The sequence below is a fragment of the Litoreibacter arenae DSM 19593 genome, assembly GCF_000442275.2.
Taxonomy (GTDB): Bacteria; Pseudomonadota; Alphaproteobacteria; order Rhodobacterales; family Rhodobacteraceae; genus Litoreibacter; species Litoreibacter arenae.
Window position 1 is genome coordinate 1 of record NZ_KE557307.1, and the last position, 17759, is coordinate 17759.

Genomic DNA, 17759 nt, shown 5'->3' on the forward strand with positions numbered 1-17759 from the left:
CCCAAGTGATACTTGCGACGCAGATACAGCACTTTCTCGACGATCTCGGCAGGCGTTTGATTGGCGGGGTTCTTCGGAATTGATTTGGCGTTCTTCAAGCCAGCCTCGCCATGCTTTTGGTATGCATCGCGCCATCTATAAAAACTGGACCTGCCGACCCCAAAATACCGGCAGGCCTTGCGAGCATTGCCGATCTTCTCGGCGTGCTGGAGCACTCTAAGTTTGCGTTGAATGTCGCGTCCTTCGTTCGTCATGAATACTTCCTCCATCCCAAATCAGGGAATTTACAGGAAGTGTCCCGAGAGTCCGTACATATCTACAGTCGGCTTCGTCGGGCGAGTCTTCTGCCACGTTTGGCTCGACATGCTCAGAACCAGTCGTTTGCATCATCGGCGGACACCAGGTGGCGACCGCCTCGCGTTGCGCATCCGTGAGCGTGGCAAAAGGTTCGGCAAAGAGCTTGTCGCAGAAGGCGACGATCTCCTTCTTGGTCGACGAGGCCAGCGTGATGGCTTCCTGCGCGAGCCCCAGCTCCTCGCCGAGGATCTTGAGGAGCCAGGCCTTCTTGAAGCGGTTGAAGAGCGCGGCATTGGGTGTCCAATGCGCCCGAACATCCGGCATCACCTCGATCTCGAAATGGACCTGTCGCGGTTTGGTGCCGCTCCTTTGGTAGCATAATGTGCAGCAAAGGAGACGAACTATGGGCACAGGAAGAACGGATGAATTCCGCAAGGATGCAGTGCGAATTGCGCTGACCAGCGGGCTAACACGGCGGCAAGTTGCGGATGATTTAGGCGTTGGGCTTTCGACGCTGAACAAGTGGGTGACAGCGCACCGCGCTACGGATGTGGTATCGCCCGAGGATCGCGAGCTTGCGCGGGAGAACGAACGACTTCGGCGCGAGAACCGTACCCTCAAGGAGGAGAGGGACATCCTAAAAAAAGCCACCCAGTTCTTCGCGAGCCAAAAGCCATGAGGTTCAGGTTCGTTGAAGAACAGTGCGGGGCCTTTCCGATCGACCGGCTGTGTCAGGTCATGAACGTCAGCCCGCGCGGGTTGCGGGCGTTCCGCAGCCGTCCGGCCAGCCACAGGCAGCGCATGGATATGATCGTTCTGGCGCACATCAAGGAACAGTCGCGTCTCAGCCTGGGTAGCTACGGCAGGCCCCGAATGACCGAAGAACTGAAGGAGGTCGGCATTGATGTGGGGCACCGCCGGGTTGGTCGCCTGATGCGCGAAAACGGGATTACCGTTGAGAGAACACGCAAGTTCAAGGCAACCACTGACAGCGATCACACGTTCAATATTGCGCCGAACCTGCTGGATCGCGACTTCCGTGCGACTGAGCCGAACCAGAAATGGGCAGGCGACATCAGCTACATCTGGACTCGCGAGGGGTGGCTATATCTGGCGGTCATCCTCGACCTGCATTCCCGGCGTGTCATTGGGTGGGCCGTCAGCAACCGGATGAAGCGCGACCTGGCGATCCGGGCGCTGAAAATGGCCATCGCCTTCCGGGCACCACCCAAGGGCTGCATCCATCACACCGACAGAGGTAGCCAATATTGTTCGCATGACTATCAGAAGATCCTGCGCGAACACGGCTTCCAGGTCTCGATGAGCGGGAAAGGCAATTGTTATGACAATGCGGCAGTCGAGACGTTCTTCAAAACCATCAAGGCTGAGCTGATCTGGCGCAGACCTTGGGTAACCCGGCGCCAGGCCGAGATGGCAATCTTCGAATACATCAACGGCTTCTATAATCCGCGACGACGCCACTCAGCACTGGGCTGGAAAAGCCCGGTCGCTTTTGAACGGAAGGTGGCTTAAACGAGCACTCGGAGCGGCACAAATACGCGACAGGTCCATCCACCAGTAAGCGCCTTGCCGATACGCAATGATCCATCGGCTACCATCGGACCAAAACGCGACTCGCAGCGTCTTCGGTTCTTTCCTGCTCATGGGTCACACCTCCACTCGCGAATCACGCAGCCTCATCGGCCGAAGCGGCGATGAGCCAGTCACAGGCCCGCTGCGCATCCGCGGCGTGTTTGAAGATTGCGGTTTTGTCCGAGCGCAGGACGCGGAGCCAGTTGTCGAGATAAGCGGCACTCATTTCGAGTGTGTGAGCCGAAAACCCAAGCGCCTGCCCCAGAAAACACGAGGTGAGTTCGGCCACTTATCCTGACAGTCAAGCTCGAAATATGCCTTGTCAGTGACCGCAGACATTCGTGCGAGCTGCGGCTAATGCCCGGAAAGAGCCCAGAGCCGACATGTCGATTTCACGCTGTAAACGCAAAATGAGAGAATCTTTCTGCGCAGGCATCAAGATCTGATCTGCGGTCCGGCAGAAGTTGCAGCCATTCATGTAGCGTGCAGCAAACCCCAACGAAGAATTTTCACAGCGCGGGACAAAGCGGCCGTAGGACGATTGTCCGGCTTTGGCGCACTAGCGAGCTACTCTTCAATCAAGCCGGTTGTTTGGGCGGCTGCTCGACGGAGACCTTGCGCAAATGGGTGCGCCGCGAGGAGCGTGACACCGGCCAGCGAGCGGGGCCGACCAGCGATCAGCTTGCGCGTCTCAAGGAGCTGGAGCGGGAGAACCGTGAGCTGCGGCAGGCCAATGAGATCCTGCGCAAAGCGAGCGCTTTTTTGCCCAGGCGGAGATCGACCGCCCTCTGAGGAAATGAAGATGTTCATCGATGACTATCGCGAGAGCTACGGGGTCGAGCCGATCTGCGACGTTCTGCCGATCGCCCCGTCGACCTACTATGCTCATGCCGGGCGGGCGGCCGATCCCTCGAAGCGGCCCGAGCGGGCCAGGCGGGATACTGAGGTGCGACGCGAGATCCGGCGGGTCTGGGACGACAACTTCCAGATCTACGGCGTGCGAAAGGTGTGGCGGCAGCTGAACCGGGAAGGGATCGCAGTGGCAAGATGCAGCGTCGCGCGTCTGATGTCCGACATGGGCCTGGCTGGCGCGGTCAGGCGAAAACCCGTGAAAACAACGCGGCCCGACCCGGCGACGCCCTGCCCCGAGGACCGGGTGAACCGCCAGTTCAACGCAAGGGCGCCAAACCGGCTCTGGCTCTCGGACTTCACCTATGTCGCGACATGGACCGGCTTCGTTTACGTGGCCTTCGTCATCGACGCCTTCCCAACACCCAACCGATCACTGAGATGCTGGTGAGAGAGCCTGCCATTTCTTTCGGTAGGCCGAGGCGGAGGCACCGACGCGTTTTCGGAATGCCGAGCGGAAGCTTGACGGCTCGGAGTATCCGACCTCGGCGGCGATCTCGTCGATCGGCGCGGCGGTGGTTTCGAGAAGCTGCTTCGCTTCTTCGACCCGCAGGGTCTGGATGTACTCGACCGGCGCCTGACCTGTCGCCTTCCTGAACCGACGATGGAACCCGCGTTCGGTCATGCCGCTCAGCTCTGCCATGGCTGCGACGGGGCTTGGCGTGTCGTAATGCTGCGCCGCCCAGACTTGTGCCTCGGCGATCAACTGGTCCTCGTGCTGTCGCGCCGAGGTTAGCGATGCGTATATCAACTGCCCGTCGAGATGCGGATCGATGAGGTATATTTTCGCAATCCTACGCGCTTCTTCGGTGCCCGCGAAACGCCCGATCAGATAGAGCATGAGGTCTTCCCAGGCCGACATGCCGCCGGCGGTGATGACGCGGTGGCCCTCGCCTGTGGGCACGAGGATCCTTTCGCGGCAGACGTTCACCTTGGGGAAATTCCGGCCCAGCATGTCGGCATAGCCCCAATGGGTCGTCGCCTCCTTCCCGTCAAGCAGGCCGGCCATCCCCAGAAGCACCGCACCTGAGCAGACCGAGGCGACGATGGCGCCACGCGCATGGGCGTCACTGATCCACTCGGCGATCGAGGCGAAATCATCGGGTAGCCCGCTCTCGGGGGCGAACATCAGATCGGGCACAACGATCAGGTTGGGGACGGGCAGTTCGTCCAGCATGGCGTCCGGTGTGATCTTGCGCCCGTTGATGTCCCAGTAGGGTGCACCGTCCAGGGTTCTCAGACTGACTTGGAAAACCGGTTCCGATGCGGGGATGCCATGCAGCATGGCCCAGTCACGCCCGACCGACGCCAGCACGTCGAGGATCGAGAACAGCACCGAGGATCCGGCAAGGCGCGATCCGATAACAGCCGTATGGATGCTCATTTGGGCCTCCTGACTACTGGATTGGTCCGATAAGAACCGTTTTGGTCTTTTTCGCTTCTATCTCGACTCGCCTGTTAAGTCCATCTCCTTGCACATGACTACGGCCGTTCAGGCCAAGCAAGCACCAGAAAGGACAGAAGGTGACAGTTCAAGAACAGATCCCTGCGTTCGACGATGCGAAAGCGGAAACCTTCGCAGAGCGTTTCGTCGGCACGTTAAACGAGGCGGCTTTGGCCGTTATGACTTCGCTCGGCCATCGCGCCGGCCTGCTCGACGAGCTGGCAGCCAATCCTGACCTCACCTCGGAGGCACTTGCCGAACGGATCGGCGTCAACGAACGCTACCTGCGTGAGTGGCTTGGCGTGATGGTGACGTCCGGTGTCGTTGACTACGATGCGCAGGCGAGAAGCTACGCGCTGCCGCCCGAACACGCTGCCTTCCTGACGCGTGCGGCCAGCCCGGACAACATGGCGGTGACGACCCAGTTCATCGGTCTCGCGGCGTCTGTCGAGGACAAGCTGCTTGAGCGATTCCGCACTGGCGAGGGCCTGTGCTATCACCATTTCGACCGTTTCCACGAGGTTATGGCGGAAGACAGCGCCCAGCTTGTCGTCGCCAACCTGACGGAAGCGATTCTGCCGCTTGCTCCTGGCCTCGTGGAACGCTTGGAGAGCGGCATCGACGTGGCCGATTTCGGCTGTGGCGGAGGCTGGGCGATGCTGCGTCTCGCGCGGGAATTTCCAAACAGCCGCTTCCACGGGTTCGACCTCTGCGAGGACGCTTTTGCCGACACGCAAGCCGAGGCGCACTCCGAAGGACTGAAGAACCTGAAATTCGAGGCCCGCGATCTATCGTCGGCAGAGACCGTCGGACAATTTGATCTCGTGACTGCGTTCGATGCCGTCCACGATCAAGCGGATCCCAAAAGGTTTCTCCGGCTCATCCAGCGGTCGCTTCGACCTGACGGCGTCTTCCTGATGCAGGATATCGGCGGTTCGCGCGATCTGGAAAAGAACATCGCCAACCCCTTCGCGCCGTTGCTTTTCATGATTTCCAGCATGCACTGCACGCCGATCTCGATCGGTCAGGGCGGACCGGGGCTGGGCGCGATGTGGGGTGTCGAGACGGCCGAGGAATACCTCGCGGAAACCGGCTTTGCCTCGGTCGAGACGCATCGGCTGCCGCACGATCCCCTGAACGCATACTTCATCGGTCGCCCTTGAGAGCGGCCAGAAAGGACCAAGCACATGAGCATGATTTCACCCCACGTAGGTGCACGGCGCCGGAACTTCGTCGGCTTCGCGCACCGACTTCATCAATGGCTCGGGGCGGCCCGAGAAAGACGACGCGTGCGCCGCGAGATGGCGGCGCTCTCTCACCTTTCCCGGCATCTGCTGCGCGACATGGGCCTCGAGGAATACGCGGCGCCGCGTGAGCCAGTGCAATGGCGCCAGTTGCCATGAGACGGCGAACTCAAACAACGAAGGGAAAGAGAATGAAACCGATCGATATCGCCGACACGCTGGTGATCGGCGCGGGGCTTTCGGGCCTTGCGACCGCCCGCGCCCTCGCCGACCGTGGTTTTCCCGTCACCGTGCTGGAGGCGCGGGAGCGGGTCGCCGACCCCTGGCGCGGCCGTCACCCGGCGCTCAGGCTTAACATCCATCGCCGCTTCGCCGGACTGCCGGGACAGACGGCGCCGAAGACCGACGGCACCTACCTCAAGCGCGACACCGTTGTGGCGCATCTGGAACGCTACGCCTCCAGGCTCGATGCACCGATCCACTACGGTGCTGTCGTGACCGAGGTCGCCCCGTTCGCGGGCGGATGGGAGGTCAGCACGACGACCGGCGGTTATCATGCCGGGAATGTGGTCATCGCGACCGGCCGCGAGAGCATCCCCCATATCCCGGAGTGGCCGGGGCGGGAGAGCTTTGCGGGCGAAATGCTGCATGTTGCCGACCTGGGCGACGTATCCCGTTTCGACGGCAAGCGCGTGCTTGTCGTCGGCGCCGGAAACTCCGGCACGGACGCGCTGAACCACCTTGCCTTGCACCGACCCGCGGAGGTCATGGTTTCCATCCGGTATGGTCCGGCGGTCGTACCGAAGCGGATATTCGGCTATCCGATCCATGGGCTGGCGCGCGTCTTCGCCACCCTGCCGAACAGCGTCCTCGACCCGGCTTTCAGGCTGACGGAGCGGCTGTTTCTCGGCGATCTCCGGCGCTACGGGCTGACCAGCCACCCGGACGGCGGCAGCACGCGGCTCTTGCGGGACGGCGTGACCTTCGCGATCGATGATGGGTTTGTCGCGGCGCTGAAGGCCGGACGTTTCCGGATCGTCCCGCGCGTGGAACGCTTCGAACGCGACCGCGTTCTACTTGCCGACGGCTCGTCCTGCGCGCCCGACATCGTCATTGCGGCGACGGGGTATGGGACGGGGCTCGAACCGCTACTGGGTCATCTCAGCGTGCTCGACGAAAACGGAAGGCCTCGCCATCCGATGGGCGAGCACGACCCGGACAATCCGGGGCTCTGGTTCACGGGCTACAAGCCAATCTACACCGGCTTCTTCGACGCCGCCGGGATCGCGGCCCAAAGGATCGCTACCGGCATTGCCGCTGATCCGCGCCGCGTTTCGGCTCCCGAAACGCCCGGCGCATCTGTCAGTTGCGCCACCCCGAAGCCCACCGCAACAGCGGATGCAACACTCTCCTGAAACCTGATGAAAGGACCTATCCAATGAAACCGATTTGCACGCTTCTCGCCACCACCGCGCTCGCCGCCATTGCAGGCTCGGCCACGGCCGAGCAGACCGCGGTGGTGCTTTACGAGACCAAGGGCACCGCCACCCCTCGCCATGAGGCGCTCGCCTTTGTCGAGGTCGATCCCGAGGCACCCGACTTCGGCGAGATCCTCGCCGAGATCCCGTTGCCTTCGGACATGATCGCGCACCACATCTTCTACAACCCGGCGCGCGACAGGGCGTATGTCACCTCGCTCGGACGCAGCGAACTGACCGTCTTCGACGTGACCGCCTTTCCGTGGCGCAAGACAGTGGTTGACGTGCCCGACTGCGTTGTCGGTGAGGACGTGGCCTTTTCGGCGAAACTCGACCGCTGGTATCTGACCTGCATGGGCAGCTCGGTGATCGTGGTCGGTGACGGCAAGACCGACAAGGTGATCGAGACGGTCCCGACGCCCGAGCCCTGGCCGCACGGCATCACCGTGCGCGACGACCTTGGGCGTGTGCTGGCCACCAGCACCGAAGACCCGGTCGATCCGACCGTGATCGGCGACAGCATCGTGGAATTCGACCTGGAGACCATGGAGCATCTCGCCACCTATGCCACGACGGATCCCGACGGCGCGCCGTCCTCGCCGGTCGAGATCTTCTTCGTTCCCGGCGCCGAGCCGCCCGTGGCCTATGTCACAAACGCGGCCTCGGCCGATCTTTGGATCGCCGAATGGCGACCGGAGGAGGAGCGCTTCGATTTGCGTCAGGCCTTCGACTTCGCGCCGCTCGGCCAGAAGGTTCCTCTCGAAGTCTATTTCGACGCAGACGCCAAGCGCGCCTATGTCACGACCACGGCTCCGGGCCATCTCAACGCCTTTGACATCACCGACCCGCTCTATCCCAGACACCTCGGGGCGGCGGAGACGGCGCCTGGGGCGCACCATCTCGCCTTCTCCGAGGACGGGCGGCTGGCTCTGGTGCAGAACGGGCTTGCCAACATCGAGGGGATTAACGACGGCTCGATCTCGGTGGTCGACCTTGAGGTCATGGAGATGATCGACAGCATCGATACGTTCAAGAACGCCGGATTCACGGTGAACATGATCGAACTTTTGCCCGATTCGCCACACGTCCATACCCACTGATCGAACGGGGCCGGCCTGCACAGGCCGGTTCTGCCCCCGCCGGAGTTGCTGCCCGGCGGACCCATTGGACATCTTCAAGGGAAGAAAAGCGATGAAACATGTTCGGATTTGCGCCGACGCGAACGGCGGTTCCTACATTGCCGAGGGCTCCTGGCCCCTGAAGAAGGGCAACTTCACGCCGCCATCACCCTCCGGATACAGCGTCACCGACACCCTTTGCGCGACAGGCGTTTTGATGATGCACCACCCTGCCGGGTATCGGGACGAATGGCATTGCGCCCCTGCACCGGTTCTCGGAACCGTTCTGACCGGGGCCGTTCGCATCCAGACCAGCGACGGCGATTCCCGTGTTCTGTCACCGGGCGATCAGTTCGCCGCGGCGGACCTGACCGGAAAGGGGCACAAGATGGAGGGCGTGGATGGAACCGCCTACGACCTGATGCTGGTCGTTCTCGCCGCACGTCCCGACACACCGTTCGGCGGAGGGGTGAAATGAAGCTCTACTTCATGCCCGGCGCCTGCTCTATGGCACCCCATATCGCGCTTCGCGAAGCCGGACTGCCGTTCAGCTTGGTCGAAGTTGACTATCGGTCACGACTGACAGAGTGCGGTTGTGATTTCCTTGAAATCAATCCCAAGGGCTATGTCCCGGCGCTGGTGCTGGAGAATGGCAAGATGCTGACCGAAGTACCAGTGATCCTGCAATTCGTGGATGGCCTCGCACCCGATGCGGGCCTGTTCCCCACGTCCGGTATGCGGCGGTGGCGAGCACTGGAATGGCTGAATTTCATTGCGACCGAGATTCACAAGAGTTTCAGTCCGCTCTTCCGGCCGACGACGCCCGAAGCCTTCCTGAACCCGGGCAAAGACCATCTGACCCGACGCATGACTGTGATCGAGCATCATCTGGGCGTTCACAGATACCTGATGGGGCGCGACTTCTCGCTGGCCGATGTTTATCTGTTCGCCGTCTGCCGTTGGATGGGGGATCAGGACCTGTCCATCGCCGACTGGCCGGCGTTGCAACGGCATTTTGATGACATTCAGGCCCGGCCGGCTGTCGGGAAGGCTTTGGCCCGAGAGGGGCTGACGGGAACAGCCGTGGTGCCCGACCAGCTTGCGGATTGTGATCGGTCCGAGCAACTTTGCCATAGCCATCACATGCAACATCGGTGCAGGAGGTAGGCATGATCACCCGTTCGGCGGGCCTCCAGGCTGACCGGAGAGCCATGTATCGGGAAATGCAGCGCGCAGTTCCCGGTCTCGACGCAATGTATCGCCTGGTGCAAGCCCTGGTCACCAGCCACACCGGCGATGCGCCGCATGTCCTGGTCGTAGGGGCCGGGAGTGGCAGGGAGATCGAAGCACTTGACGGTTGCAACGTGGTCGGCCGGATTACCGCGATCGACCCCTCGGCCCGGAACCTCGATACGGCGCGGGACACTGCGGGAGCCTTGGGCGCATCGCTCGATGTCCGGTTCGTCGTCGGAACAACCAATGACATCCCCGACGGCGAAGCCTTCGATGTCGTGACATCGCTTCTGGTGATGCACCATCTGCGGGATGATGGCACCAAGTTCGCTTACCTAAAAGGCCTTCGGGACAGGCTCGCCCCCGGTGGGCGATTGATCCACGCCGACGTTTGCTTCGATGAGATCGACGACTTCGACCGGCTGGTCCCGATGTATCTGGCGCACGCAGACATCGTCGGCGTATCAGCCGACGCGGCGCGTCTGGAGCTGAACGCGATCCCCCAATTGCCGGTGATATCAGAGAGGCGCACCCGCGCGCTCTTTGCCGAAGCGGGCCTGACCGAGCCGTTCGAGATTTTCCGCAGTCTCTGGTACAGATGCTGGACCAGCAGCCGAGCCCCGCAGTGACCAAGCCCGCGCGCCGCAAATGAAAGAGACCACGCCATGCCCGAATTGCCGGTTCTGCTAACCTACATCGCCGTTCTAACGGGGTTCGTCTTCTTTCCTGGCCCGTCGATCCTGCTCACGCTCACCCGGTCATCTATCTCTGGAATGCGCATCGGCGTCGCAACAAGCCTTGGCATCGGGCTGGGCGACCTCTTCCATACGGCCATGGCGGTTGCCGGGATCTCCGCGATCCTGCTGGCCTCGGCACAGGCGTTTACGCTGATCAAGCTGCTTGGAGCAGGATACCTGATCTATATCGGCTTGCGTTCACTATTCGAGGGCCGCCTTCGCAAGGCGTCCGAAGCCGCCCCTCCGATATCGACAGGTCAGGCATTCCGACAAGCCTGCCTCGCCGAAATTCTGAACCCGAAGTCCGCAATGTTCTTTCTCGCGTTCCTGCCGCAATTCGTCGATCCGGGCCTCGGACAGATTGCGCTGCAGCTTACGATCTTTGGACTGCTCTTCGTCCTCATGGGGACATTCGCAACGCTGGTAACGGCGGTTGCGGCCGGTCATGTCGGTCGGTTTCTTCGACAGAACCCGGGTATCCAGCGCTGGCAATCGAAGGTCGTCGGTAGTATATACTGTGCCCTTGGGATCAGGCTGGCATTTCAGGAGCGCTGACCGGCTGGGATTTTCGTTAGCCAACCAACGCAACCAGAGGTCTATCAGATGCAACAGATCATTTATGATTTCGCCGTCTCGATCGACGGATATATTTCCGGGCCCGGCGGCGATATCTCGCAGTTTGCCCAGGAAGGCGCGGTGGTCGAAGAGTACTCAGCCCGCCTCCAAACCTATGCGACCGCGATCATGGGCCGGGCGACATACGAGTTCGGCTATCGTTTCGGCATGCAGCCGGGCCAGAATCCCTATGCGCACCTGGAAACCATCGTCCTTTCGAAGTCGCTCGACCTGCCGGATGGCGCCGAGGTCGCAGTGCAGAGATCCAGCGACGCCGAGGCAATCGACGCCATAAGAACCCGATCTAGCGGGCCGATATACCTTTGTGGCGGAGGTGCGCTCGCCGGATCGCTTCTTAGTACGGGACACATCGATGTCCTCCGCCTGAAACGCGCACCCATCGTTCTCGGGGAAGGCGTCCCGTTGTTCGGCGGCACCAGAGTGTCGCCTCACCTCGAACACACCGGGACACGGGACTATGGCGACGGATACCTGTTTCAGGAATTCCGGGCTCGCCACGAAGTGTGAGCTACCTGATCGGAAGATCCGGAGACCAGTTCAGGGCGGTCGTTTGCATCATTCAACCCGAAATCCGCCCGCTGCGCTACTTGTCTGTCAAAGCCGGTCGCCGCGAATGATCAGTTCCCGACCCCTGAAAACTGAAAATCGGGCGGCTCGAACAGCCGCTTCAGCGACTTGCGCTGCATTGCAGCAAATGGCACGCCGCACTTGCGAAGCCATGCTGCGCTAGCAAAAGCCTCAAACCCGAAGGTCCGCAGAGTCCCGCAGTGCGGGAGTTCGTGACCGCCCTGGCGAACGGCCGGTTAGCCAACGTACATGAAAACTCTCATTGCTCCGAAAACTCCCTGATCACATCGCGAATACGCTCCCGCTCTGCCTTTAACGCGGATCGCTGTGCGCCCGATAATCGCTTCTCTTTCAGAAGTAGTTTGGCGTCAGCCTCCGCCCTCTTCCAAGCCGGAAGATGCCGGGCCCGGATACAGGCGTTGGGACACTTTGTCGGCTGGCAGAGCGCAGTTTGCGGCTTGCTCTGGTCGGTGGCCGCCTTGAGACAAAGGGCCATCGTGGGATCGAAGAAACAATCTGCCAAAACGCCAATGTGAAACGTGCGGGCAAGATCGCCCAGCATCGTCCGCAGCCGTCCCCGATCGGCGATACGCGCGGGAAGCGAGTCAAGTTCGTTGACTGTTTCCTCGAACGAGACCGTCAGACGGGCCGCCGCCGGGCCACCGAACGTGTCACCGACCCGGTGTGCGTCGAAATATTCCAGGATGTCATCCAGTTGGCCGTACCGATGCTCTTGATCGACCTGTCGCATAAATCCGGACGGGCTCGATCCCGCATATCCTTCGAAGGCGGCGACCGAGGCGTGCTTGTACTGGATCATGCCAGCGATCGTGCCAAAGGGCCGGTTGGCGATGTGCCACGCGAGAGTGCGGCGAAACTGGCGGGTGGTGATCTTGAACGCCTTGTCCATGTGCGTCGTCGGGATCGACTCGACCGGATCGTTACTCGCCAATTCGGCATTGATATGGTCTCGGAAAGCGTTGAGGGAGCGCACGATCTCCGTCGACAGATGGGTCTTGCCCGCAGCCTTCACGTCGAGAACGGGCCAGAGCGTGTCGATGCCGTGCGCGACGCAGGCGTCCTTCGAGAGCCGTTCGAGGACACCGATCACCTCGGCGACTGGCTCTATCGTGATCCAATCTGCCGGAACCCCCGCCGCGCGCTTCCATTTGTACGCCGTCGAGCGCACCCGGTATCGCTCGATTAGCCCGTCCTCGCTGCGCTTGATGTCCAGACAGCCGGGGCGCATCGCCTGGACTTCGCAATCGCGCATGCCGGTCAGATAGGCGCAGAGGATGTATCCCGCTGCCTGCAACATACGCTCTTCGCGCTTCACCGCCAGATGATCGAAGCCCGAACGCCACGGCCGTTCGGTATCCGGGTCGCAAGAGACGGGCGTGTCGAAGCCGCCCCGTTCGACCCCGTGTTCAGCCATGTGGCGTTCGACCATCTGCCTCGCAGATTTCCGCATCCTGAGATGGCTTCCGGGGCTCATCCGCACATCAACACCCGCAACAAGATTCAGCAGATGCCAGTTAATCGGTGGGCTGTCCGCACTGTCGCGCGTCGCTCCGTTCGTCGGCTGCGCCCAGATCGGCACCCCGCGGCCTTCCCGCGCTCTTGCTGCGAGCCAGCGCTCAATCCGGGCGTAGCGCAAAGCAAGTGCATCTTTCCGGGGGCGATCCCGATCCGTCTTTACAAGACGCTCGGCACGGTCTGCTATTGCAGACAACTCGGCACGCGCAGCGAAGATGTCGCCCGCGAATACCTGCACGTATTTGAACGCCCAGTTCAATAGAGGCATCAGGATCGGCTCTGGAATGCGGGCCGTCCGGTTCTCCTGCGATTTCGAAGAATACCCCACGACGGACGCAGAACTCTGCCCTGGCCAGGGCTCGAATTGCAGACCGCCGCCGGGAAGGTGCATGCGATAATGATGCAGATGCCAGATCGGCTTGAGCAGCAGGGCGTTAACCGCCGGCTGCCGTGCCTTCGAGGTCATGACGGATTTTGCGTATCGATCCAGCAGCGCCTGATCGACTCCGGCAAGATCGACCGCGCCCACTTCATCATGAACAAACTCGAAGAATGGCCGTAAGTGATTGAAAGCCTGCCGGATACTCGCGGGTGGCAGGGGAGGTGCCCAGCCTGGAATGCGGATGTTGAGCCGTGCATGGAGATATGCCCGCATAGCTGCAGCCATCGCCGGGTCTGGCAGCGTGTCGAACCTGACGGTGCAATGGCATCGCCGCGCATTCTCCCGGAACACCGCCGGGCTCAGATCCCAGTGCTCGTCATCGTATCGCGAGAGCGCCCGCCGGTCATATCCGGCACGGAGCGGCGCATGCGTCAGGACCGGCCAGTAGGATCGATTCTCGAAATCGGGCTCAGGATATGATGTTTGCACTTCGATCATTGTGTAGCCTCAGGCGGCAGATATGTCGGCGGCGGATCGACTGCGAGTGAGGCCCGTGCCGTCGCGATCACCTCCTCCGGGAACGACGGCAGCACCTGCTGCGTGATCCGCGCGTGGACATGCCCGAACTTGGCGGCCCACTCCTCCGCGCCAAGCGCAGCCCTTTGGGCAACGATGAAATCCAGAAACCCCAGGATGGCGGGCAGCTTGCGTTCCGAGATGACCGCGTTGCGACAATCGAGACAGCCCCAGAAAGGATGGCTGCATGGCGCGCCGGGACTAGAGAACGGGCTGTCATAGAAACCCGAACAACTCGCAAGCCAGACATCCTGAATGTCTGCCGACGCGACGTGACCATCCCCTTGCGGCGGGATGCAATGCCGTGTGTCCGTGTGAGAGTCATCAACCGCTGGAACCGGGTCGGTCGTCACCGCCGCACCCGGTCGTATCGCGTCCTCCAAAGCATCGACGACGGTCGCCTCGTGAAGCGGACGCAAAGACGGAATATCGGCATAGTGTCGGGCGGCGATATCGACCGAATGTCCGACCGCGAAGCGCGCCATGTGGCCGCTGGTCTTGAGATACCAGAGCGCCTTGTGCGTCTTACGTAGCCGCGAGAGCAGCAGTGTGAGGGGGTGCCCGTCGTCATCGACGATGCCGTGGCGCGCTATCCAGTGGCTCAGCGTCAATTTGGGGTGCCGAACGACCGAACGGAAACCGCAGGCATGGTAAAACACAAAGAGCGCATCGGACGACTCGAACTGTCGCGCAGTTTGGGTCATCTTCACGATGGCGCGGATCAGACCACCGGGTGTCGTCGGTCCACCGTCCCGCACGCGCATCGCCTTTTGCGCAAGCCCGTGGGCGCGGCGTTTGGTGTAGCGAAGGGTGACAGTGCCAGCCGACGCATTGCTCAGGCAGTTGGTCTTGAGAGCCTTGACGCATTCGATCTCAAGGCCGGTATCGAGACTGAGCAATGTCAGTAATGGCGGAAGGTCGTGAACCGTCAGATAGAACCGGGCATAGATACCGTCGAGAAGCGATGACGTTGGCAGACCGCGTGAATAGAGCGCGCGGTAGAGGGCGGAGCTCGCCTTGTCATTGCGCGGAAGAAAGCCGCGTCGGGCGACCGCTTCATGCAGGGCGACGGCCCTCTGCCGAATGACCGGATCGGTGTGCGCAATCAGCGTCTCGGGCAGGTGCCCATCTATTCGCCGCATCATCATTGCGACATCGGCACGGGCCGCATCGCGCAATTGCCGGGCGACAAAGGGACTGTAGGCATCACGTGATCGGGGGCGCTCGAAGGGCCGTGCGCTGGTATATCGCAATCGGTCGCGCAGGCTTTGCGACACCCGGTCGGGCTGGTCCGCGTCGATCTCGCGGAAAACGACAACGGCCTTCGACAGGATCGTGAATGCATGGACCCGGCTCTTGCCTTCGGCATCCAACCAATCCTCGAACCCGTCGATATGCGCGGCTTCGATCTGACGACACGTCGTAAGGTTGGGCGCTTCCGACGCCAGAAAGGCGAAGAAAATGCGTACTGTGTTGGCATAGGCCATCACAGTCGAACGCGCGCCAAGCGGACCGCCGACCTCGGCCAGTCTACGAATGGCCTGGGCGGCGTCAATCGCCAGCGGCCGAGGCCGCAGGTCGGTGAAATCGAGCTGGGCGGTCCCGCCTGATCGGGCCACGATACTGAACCGCAGACCAGTCACCGAACTGGGTTCATGCGCGTCGACGGTGCCATCATCGGCTGAGAAGGCGGCAACGCGGCCCTTGCGCGGTCTGGCGGTCATAGAACGTCACCATCGCTCACAAGCGCAAGAAGCCTTTCCACGGCAGTATCCACCGTATCCGCCTGCGCCGCAATCTGGTCGAGATAGACATAGGTCGTCGTGATGCTCGCATGACCGAGCAGCCGCTGCACCTGTTGCAGCGGATCGCTCAAAAGCTGGCGGTAGGCCTCCATGCCGCTGACGTCATGTGCGGTATGACCGATCTGTTGTTCGATCAGCATGGCCAGCATATGGACGGCGAACGTATGCCGGAGCTGATGGGGCGACAGCCGGATATCGAGGCCCACACCGCTACAGCGCCGGCTTGCGCGCAGAAATATCGCCTCCCAGGAATTGAACCGAACCGGCAGCCCGATCTCTGACAGCCACAGCGCGGCTGGCGCATAAGGCACGCCCGCCTTGCAAAGAACAAGCCGCTGACGTTCTTCCGGATCGAACCGGTCGATACGGGCGCTGGAACCGTCTGGCAACGTGAGCATCGTCCGATTGCCTTCGGACCACTCGACAAAAATCGGCCGTGTGGTCCTGGTCCAAACCGATCGCGCCTTGAATTTGGCGATGGCACTGGCGCGCTCGATCTCGATGTAATCCTGAAGCCGCGCGATGACGCGGCGCGGGATCAGGATCGTCCGGCCACGATTGCCTTTGGAAACCGGTGGCGGCAACTCGAATCTGATTTGTCGCGGAGACCCTTCGCCAATGTCCTCGGCATCGACTTCGCAGGCCAACAGAGATCCCGCCTCTTCGAGCCGTAGCCCAGTCGAAACCAGCAGATCGGCAAAGAGCGCATTCCGCGTACCATTGCGGTCCCGCGCACCGGGCCGCTCGTGTCCCTTTCGCGTCAGGCCCCGGAGACCGAGCCTGTTGAACAGCCGATAGGTCTCCAGTGAAGCAAAATGAGGATGGGACGGCGCGGCGGATGGCTCATAGGCCATGTTGCGTTCTGTTTGGGCCGAGCGGCGCCCAGCAATACCACGCTTCCAGACTTGCCGGTGCCGAAATGGACTGACAGCAATCAACTCCCGATCCACGCCCCACCGATAGAGCTTGTCAAGCGATGCGACGGAACGGTTCCAGGACGACGCGGAAATGCGATGAGAAGCACCGCTGCGTCGTCTTGTGCCGTGAAAGGCGACGACGTCATCATGTGACACAGACCAAACGGAAGTCGTGCGAGCCTGTTCCAGAAATCGAAGCCAGACAACAATGTCGTAACCGATGGCACGCAGCGTGTGCCGGGACCGCGTGCCGTTCAACGGAAGTTCCAGGAAAAACCGGTCGAGGTAGGGGTCATAAATTGTTCCATCGGCAAGGATCGTCGGAATGTCCCGATCAAGACCATCTACGTTGCGGGTCTCCTGAAGCCTAATATCACGTTCCACACCACTGCCCGCCCAAATAGCCCATGCCTGTGCACTTCATCCGACGGCGGTGATCAGGCCAGCCACCGCCAGCTTTGTGGTGAGCGCGGCGTCTGGCCTGACCACCCCCTGCGTTGCGCAACTGGCCTTGAAACCAGAAACGAACAGATGGTGCAGACTGTCAAGATAAGGCGACGATCTCTTCGCGCGCGTAGGCCGTATTGCCGAACCTCGCATCACCATAGGACCGGTTGAGCCGGTGCCGCGCCTTCGTGGCATGGGCCAGCTCATGCGCCCAGACCCCGTAGAAGGATCGCGGATCCTCGAAGAGCGAGATGTCGGGCATATAGACCTTGTCGACGGCGGCCATGTAGTAGGCCTCCCGACCGGTGAAGCTGGTCACGATATCGATCGCGTCGAAGAAGTCCTGCATGTGCGGGATCGGTTCGTGCGGCGGGTGATCCGGAGCCGGTGCAGGCGCGGGATGAAAGCTTTCGGGCAGACCTTCGACCTGGTCCGCATTGAACACGCGGTAGGCTTTCTGAAACCGGAAGCCGCTCGACGCAGTCTCTTCGGCCTGCGCGTCGCTTTCTTTCTCTCTGTCGCGCGGTTTCGCTTGGCCGTAATAGACGACGACAGAGGATTTCTCGCCTTTGCGCACCTTTGCCTCCAGTGCGTTGACCTGGCGGATCGTCATCCAGAACGGGGACGCGTAGCCTGCGTGCTGCATGCGCATAGTCAGAAGGAAGTTGTTGATACCCTGATAGGGTTCGCCGGTGTGCCGCAGCGGTCGCGTGCTGGCACCGGCAATCCACGGTTTGCGCCAGGGTAAAACACCGCGTTCGATGACGCGGATCAGTTCGTTGGTGATCACCTCAGAGGCGTCGAATTTGGACATGCGGGATCGGGCCATGACAGGCCTCC

17 protein-coding genes, 3 pseudogenes and 1 other annotated feature are annotated in these 17759 nt (G+C 61.5%); of the genes and pseudogenes, 11 read left to right on the top strand and 9 right to left on the bottom strand.

What is annotated here, in order from left to right:
* Positions 1-254: helix-turn-helix domain-containing protein (locus tag THALAR_RS07235; RefSeq protein ID WP_040818003.1), on the bottom strand; the 254-nt coding region annotated here is incomplete at its 3' end.
* Positions 217-621 carry a hypothetical protein gene (locus THALAR_RS07240; RefSeq protein ID WP_040817958.1) on the bottom strand — a complete coding sequence of 135 codons (405 nt, stop codon included), beginning with the start codon at positions 619-621 and terminating at the stop codon, positions 217-219. The genes THALAR_RS07240 and THALAR_RS07235, both read right to left, overlap by 38 nt.
* A gap of 79 nt (positions 622-700) precedes the next feature.
* Between THALAR_RS07240 and THALAR_RS07250 the strand changes: the two genes are divergently transcribed.
* Positions 701-1830, top strand: a protein-coding gene (locus tag THALAR_RS07250) for an IS3 family transposase (protein WP_154666771.1) whose coding sequence is annotated in 2 segments (ribosomal slippage) — positions 701-935 and positions 935-1830 — 1131 coding nt in all. Because the reading frame shifts where the segments join, the coding sequence is not laid out codon by codon here.
* Here THALAR_RS07250 and THALAR_RS18935 read toward each other — a convergent pair.
* Positions 1780-1962, bottom strand: coding sequence for a DUF6330 family protein (locus THALAR_RS18935; protein WP_083483420.1), 183 nt, complete (start codon positions 1960-1962; stop codon positions 1780-1782). The two genes, THALAR_RS07250 and THALAR_RS18935, sit on opposite strands and share 51 nt — an antisense overlap.
* A 22-nt stretch (positions 1963-1984) precedes the next feature.
* A pseudogene (locus THALAR_RS18375) lies at positions 1985-2179 on the bottom strand (zincin-like metallopeptidase domain-containing protein); the annotation flags it as partial.
* A 308-nt stretch (positions 2180-2487) separates the two neighbouring features.
* Here THALAR_RS18375 and THALAR_RS18070 point away from each other — a divergent pair.
* Positions 2488-3157 (top strand): annotated as a pseudogene (locus THALAR_RS18070) (IS3 family transposase); the annotation flags it as partial.
* Positions 2646-2761 (top strand) — a sequence feature (AL1L pseudoknot). It overlaps the preceding pseudogene by 116 nt.
* Before the next feature lie 15 nt (positions 3158-3172).
* Here THALAR_RS18070 and THALAR_RS07265 read toward each other — a convergent pair.
* Positions 3173-4183, bottom strand: coding sequence for a GlxA family transcriptional regulator (locus tag THALAR_RS07265; RefSeq protein ID WP_021100866.1), 1011 nt, complete (start codon positions 4181-4183; stop codon positions 3173-3175).
* A gap of 140 nt (positions 4184-4323) precedes the next feature.
* Here THALAR_RS07265 and THALAR_RS07270 point away from each other — a divergent pair, with 140 nt between their 5' ends.
* The 9 genes from THALAR_RS07270 (at position 4324) to THALAR_RS07310 (ending at position 11196) form a co-directional block, all read left to right on the top strand.
* The gene (locus tag THALAR_RS07270; protein WP_021100867.1) at positions 4324-5406 is read left to right on the top strand and encodes a class I SAM-dependent methyltransferase; all 1083 of its coding nucleotides are present in this window, start codon (positions 4324-4326) and stop codon (positions 5404-5406) included.
* Positions 5407-5430: 24 nt separating this feature from the next.
* On the top strand, positions 5431-5646 hold the full coding sequence (locus THALAR_RS07275; RefSeq protein WP_040817965.1) for a DUF1127 domain-containing protein: 216 nt from the start codon (positions 5431-5433) through the stop codon (positions 5644-5646).
* A 32-nt stretch (positions 5647-5678) separates the two neighbouring features.
* On the top strand, positions 5679-6902 hold the full coding sequence (locus THALAR_RS07280) for a flavin-containing monooxygenase (protein ID WP_021100869.1): 1224 nt from the start codon (positions 5679-5681) through the stop codon (positions 6900-6902).
* Positions 6903-6925: 23 nt separating this feature from the next.
* Positions 6926-8065 carry a YncE family protein gene (locus THALAR_RS07285; RefSeq protein WP_021100870.1) on the top strand — a complete coding sequence of 380 codons (1140 nt, stop codon included), beginning with the start codon at positions 6926-6928 and terminating at the stop codon, positions 8063-8065.
* 91 nt (positions 8066-8156) lie between these two features.
* Positions 8157-8561 (top strand): cupin domain-containing protein, encoded by a 405-nt coding sequence (locus THALAR_RS07290; RefSeq protein WP_040817967.1) that lies wholly within the window; start codon positions 8157-8159, stop codon positions 8559-8561.
* Positions 8558-9250, top strand: coding sequence for a glutathione transferase GstA (gene gstA / locus THALAR_RS07295; protein WP_021100872.1), 693 nt, complete (start codon positions 8558-8560; stop codon positions 9248-9250). The genes THALAR_RS07290 and gstA overlap by 4 nt, the downstream gene beginning before the upstream one ends.
* Before the next feature lie 2 nt (positions 9251-9252).
* Positions 9253-9945, top strand: coding sequence for a class I SAM-dependent methyltransferase (locus THALAR_RS07300; RefSeq protein WP_040817970.1), 693 nt, complete (start codon positions 9253-9255; stop codon positions 9943-9945).
* 36 nt (positions 9946-9981) lie between these two features.
* Entirely contained in the window at positions 9982-10608 is a 627-nt protein-coding gene (locus THALAR_RS07305; RefSeq protein WP_021100874.1) for a LysE family translocator, read from the top strand.
* 48 nt (positions 10609-10656) lie between these two features.
* Positions 10657-11196 (top strand): dihydrofolate reductase family protein, encoded by a 540-nt coding sequence (locus tag THALAR_RS07310; RefSeq protein ID WP_021100875.1) that lies wholly within the window; start codon positions 10657-10659, stop codon positions 11194-11196.
* Between the two features lie 319 nt (positions 11197-11515).
* Here THALAR_RS07310 and THALAR_RS07315 read toward each other — a convergent pair whose 3' ends face one another.
* The 4 genes and pseudogenes from THALAR_RS07315 to THALAR_RS07330 form a co-directional block, all read right to left on the bottom strand.
* Positions 11516-13672, bottom strand: a complete 2157-nt coding sequence (locus THALAR_RS07315) for a hypothetical protein (protein ID WP_021100877.1) — start codon at positions 13670-13672, stop codon at positions 11516-11518.
* A complete protein-coding gene (locus THALAR_RS07320) occupies positions 13669-15474 on the bottom strand; it encodes a hypothetical protein (protein ID WP_021100878.1) in 1806 nt (601 codons plus the stop codon). The genes THALAR_RS07315 and THALAR_RS07320 overlap by 4 nt, the downstream gene beginning before the upstream one ends.
* Positions 15471-16856 carry a tyrosine-type recombinase/integrase gene (locus THALAR_RS07325; protein ID WP_021100879.1) on the bottom strand — a complete coding sequence of 462 codons (1386 nt, stop codon included), beginning with the start codon at positions 16854-16856 and terminating at the stop codon, positions 15471-15473. Before THALAR_RS07325 ends, THALAR_RS07320 begins: the two co-directional genes overlap by 4 nt.
* 169 nt (positions 16857-17025) lie before the next feature.
* Positions 17026-17748: pseudogene (locus tag THALAR_RS07330) on the bottom strand (ArdC family protein); the annotation flags it as partial.
* Positions 17749-17759: the final 11 nt, after the last annotated feature.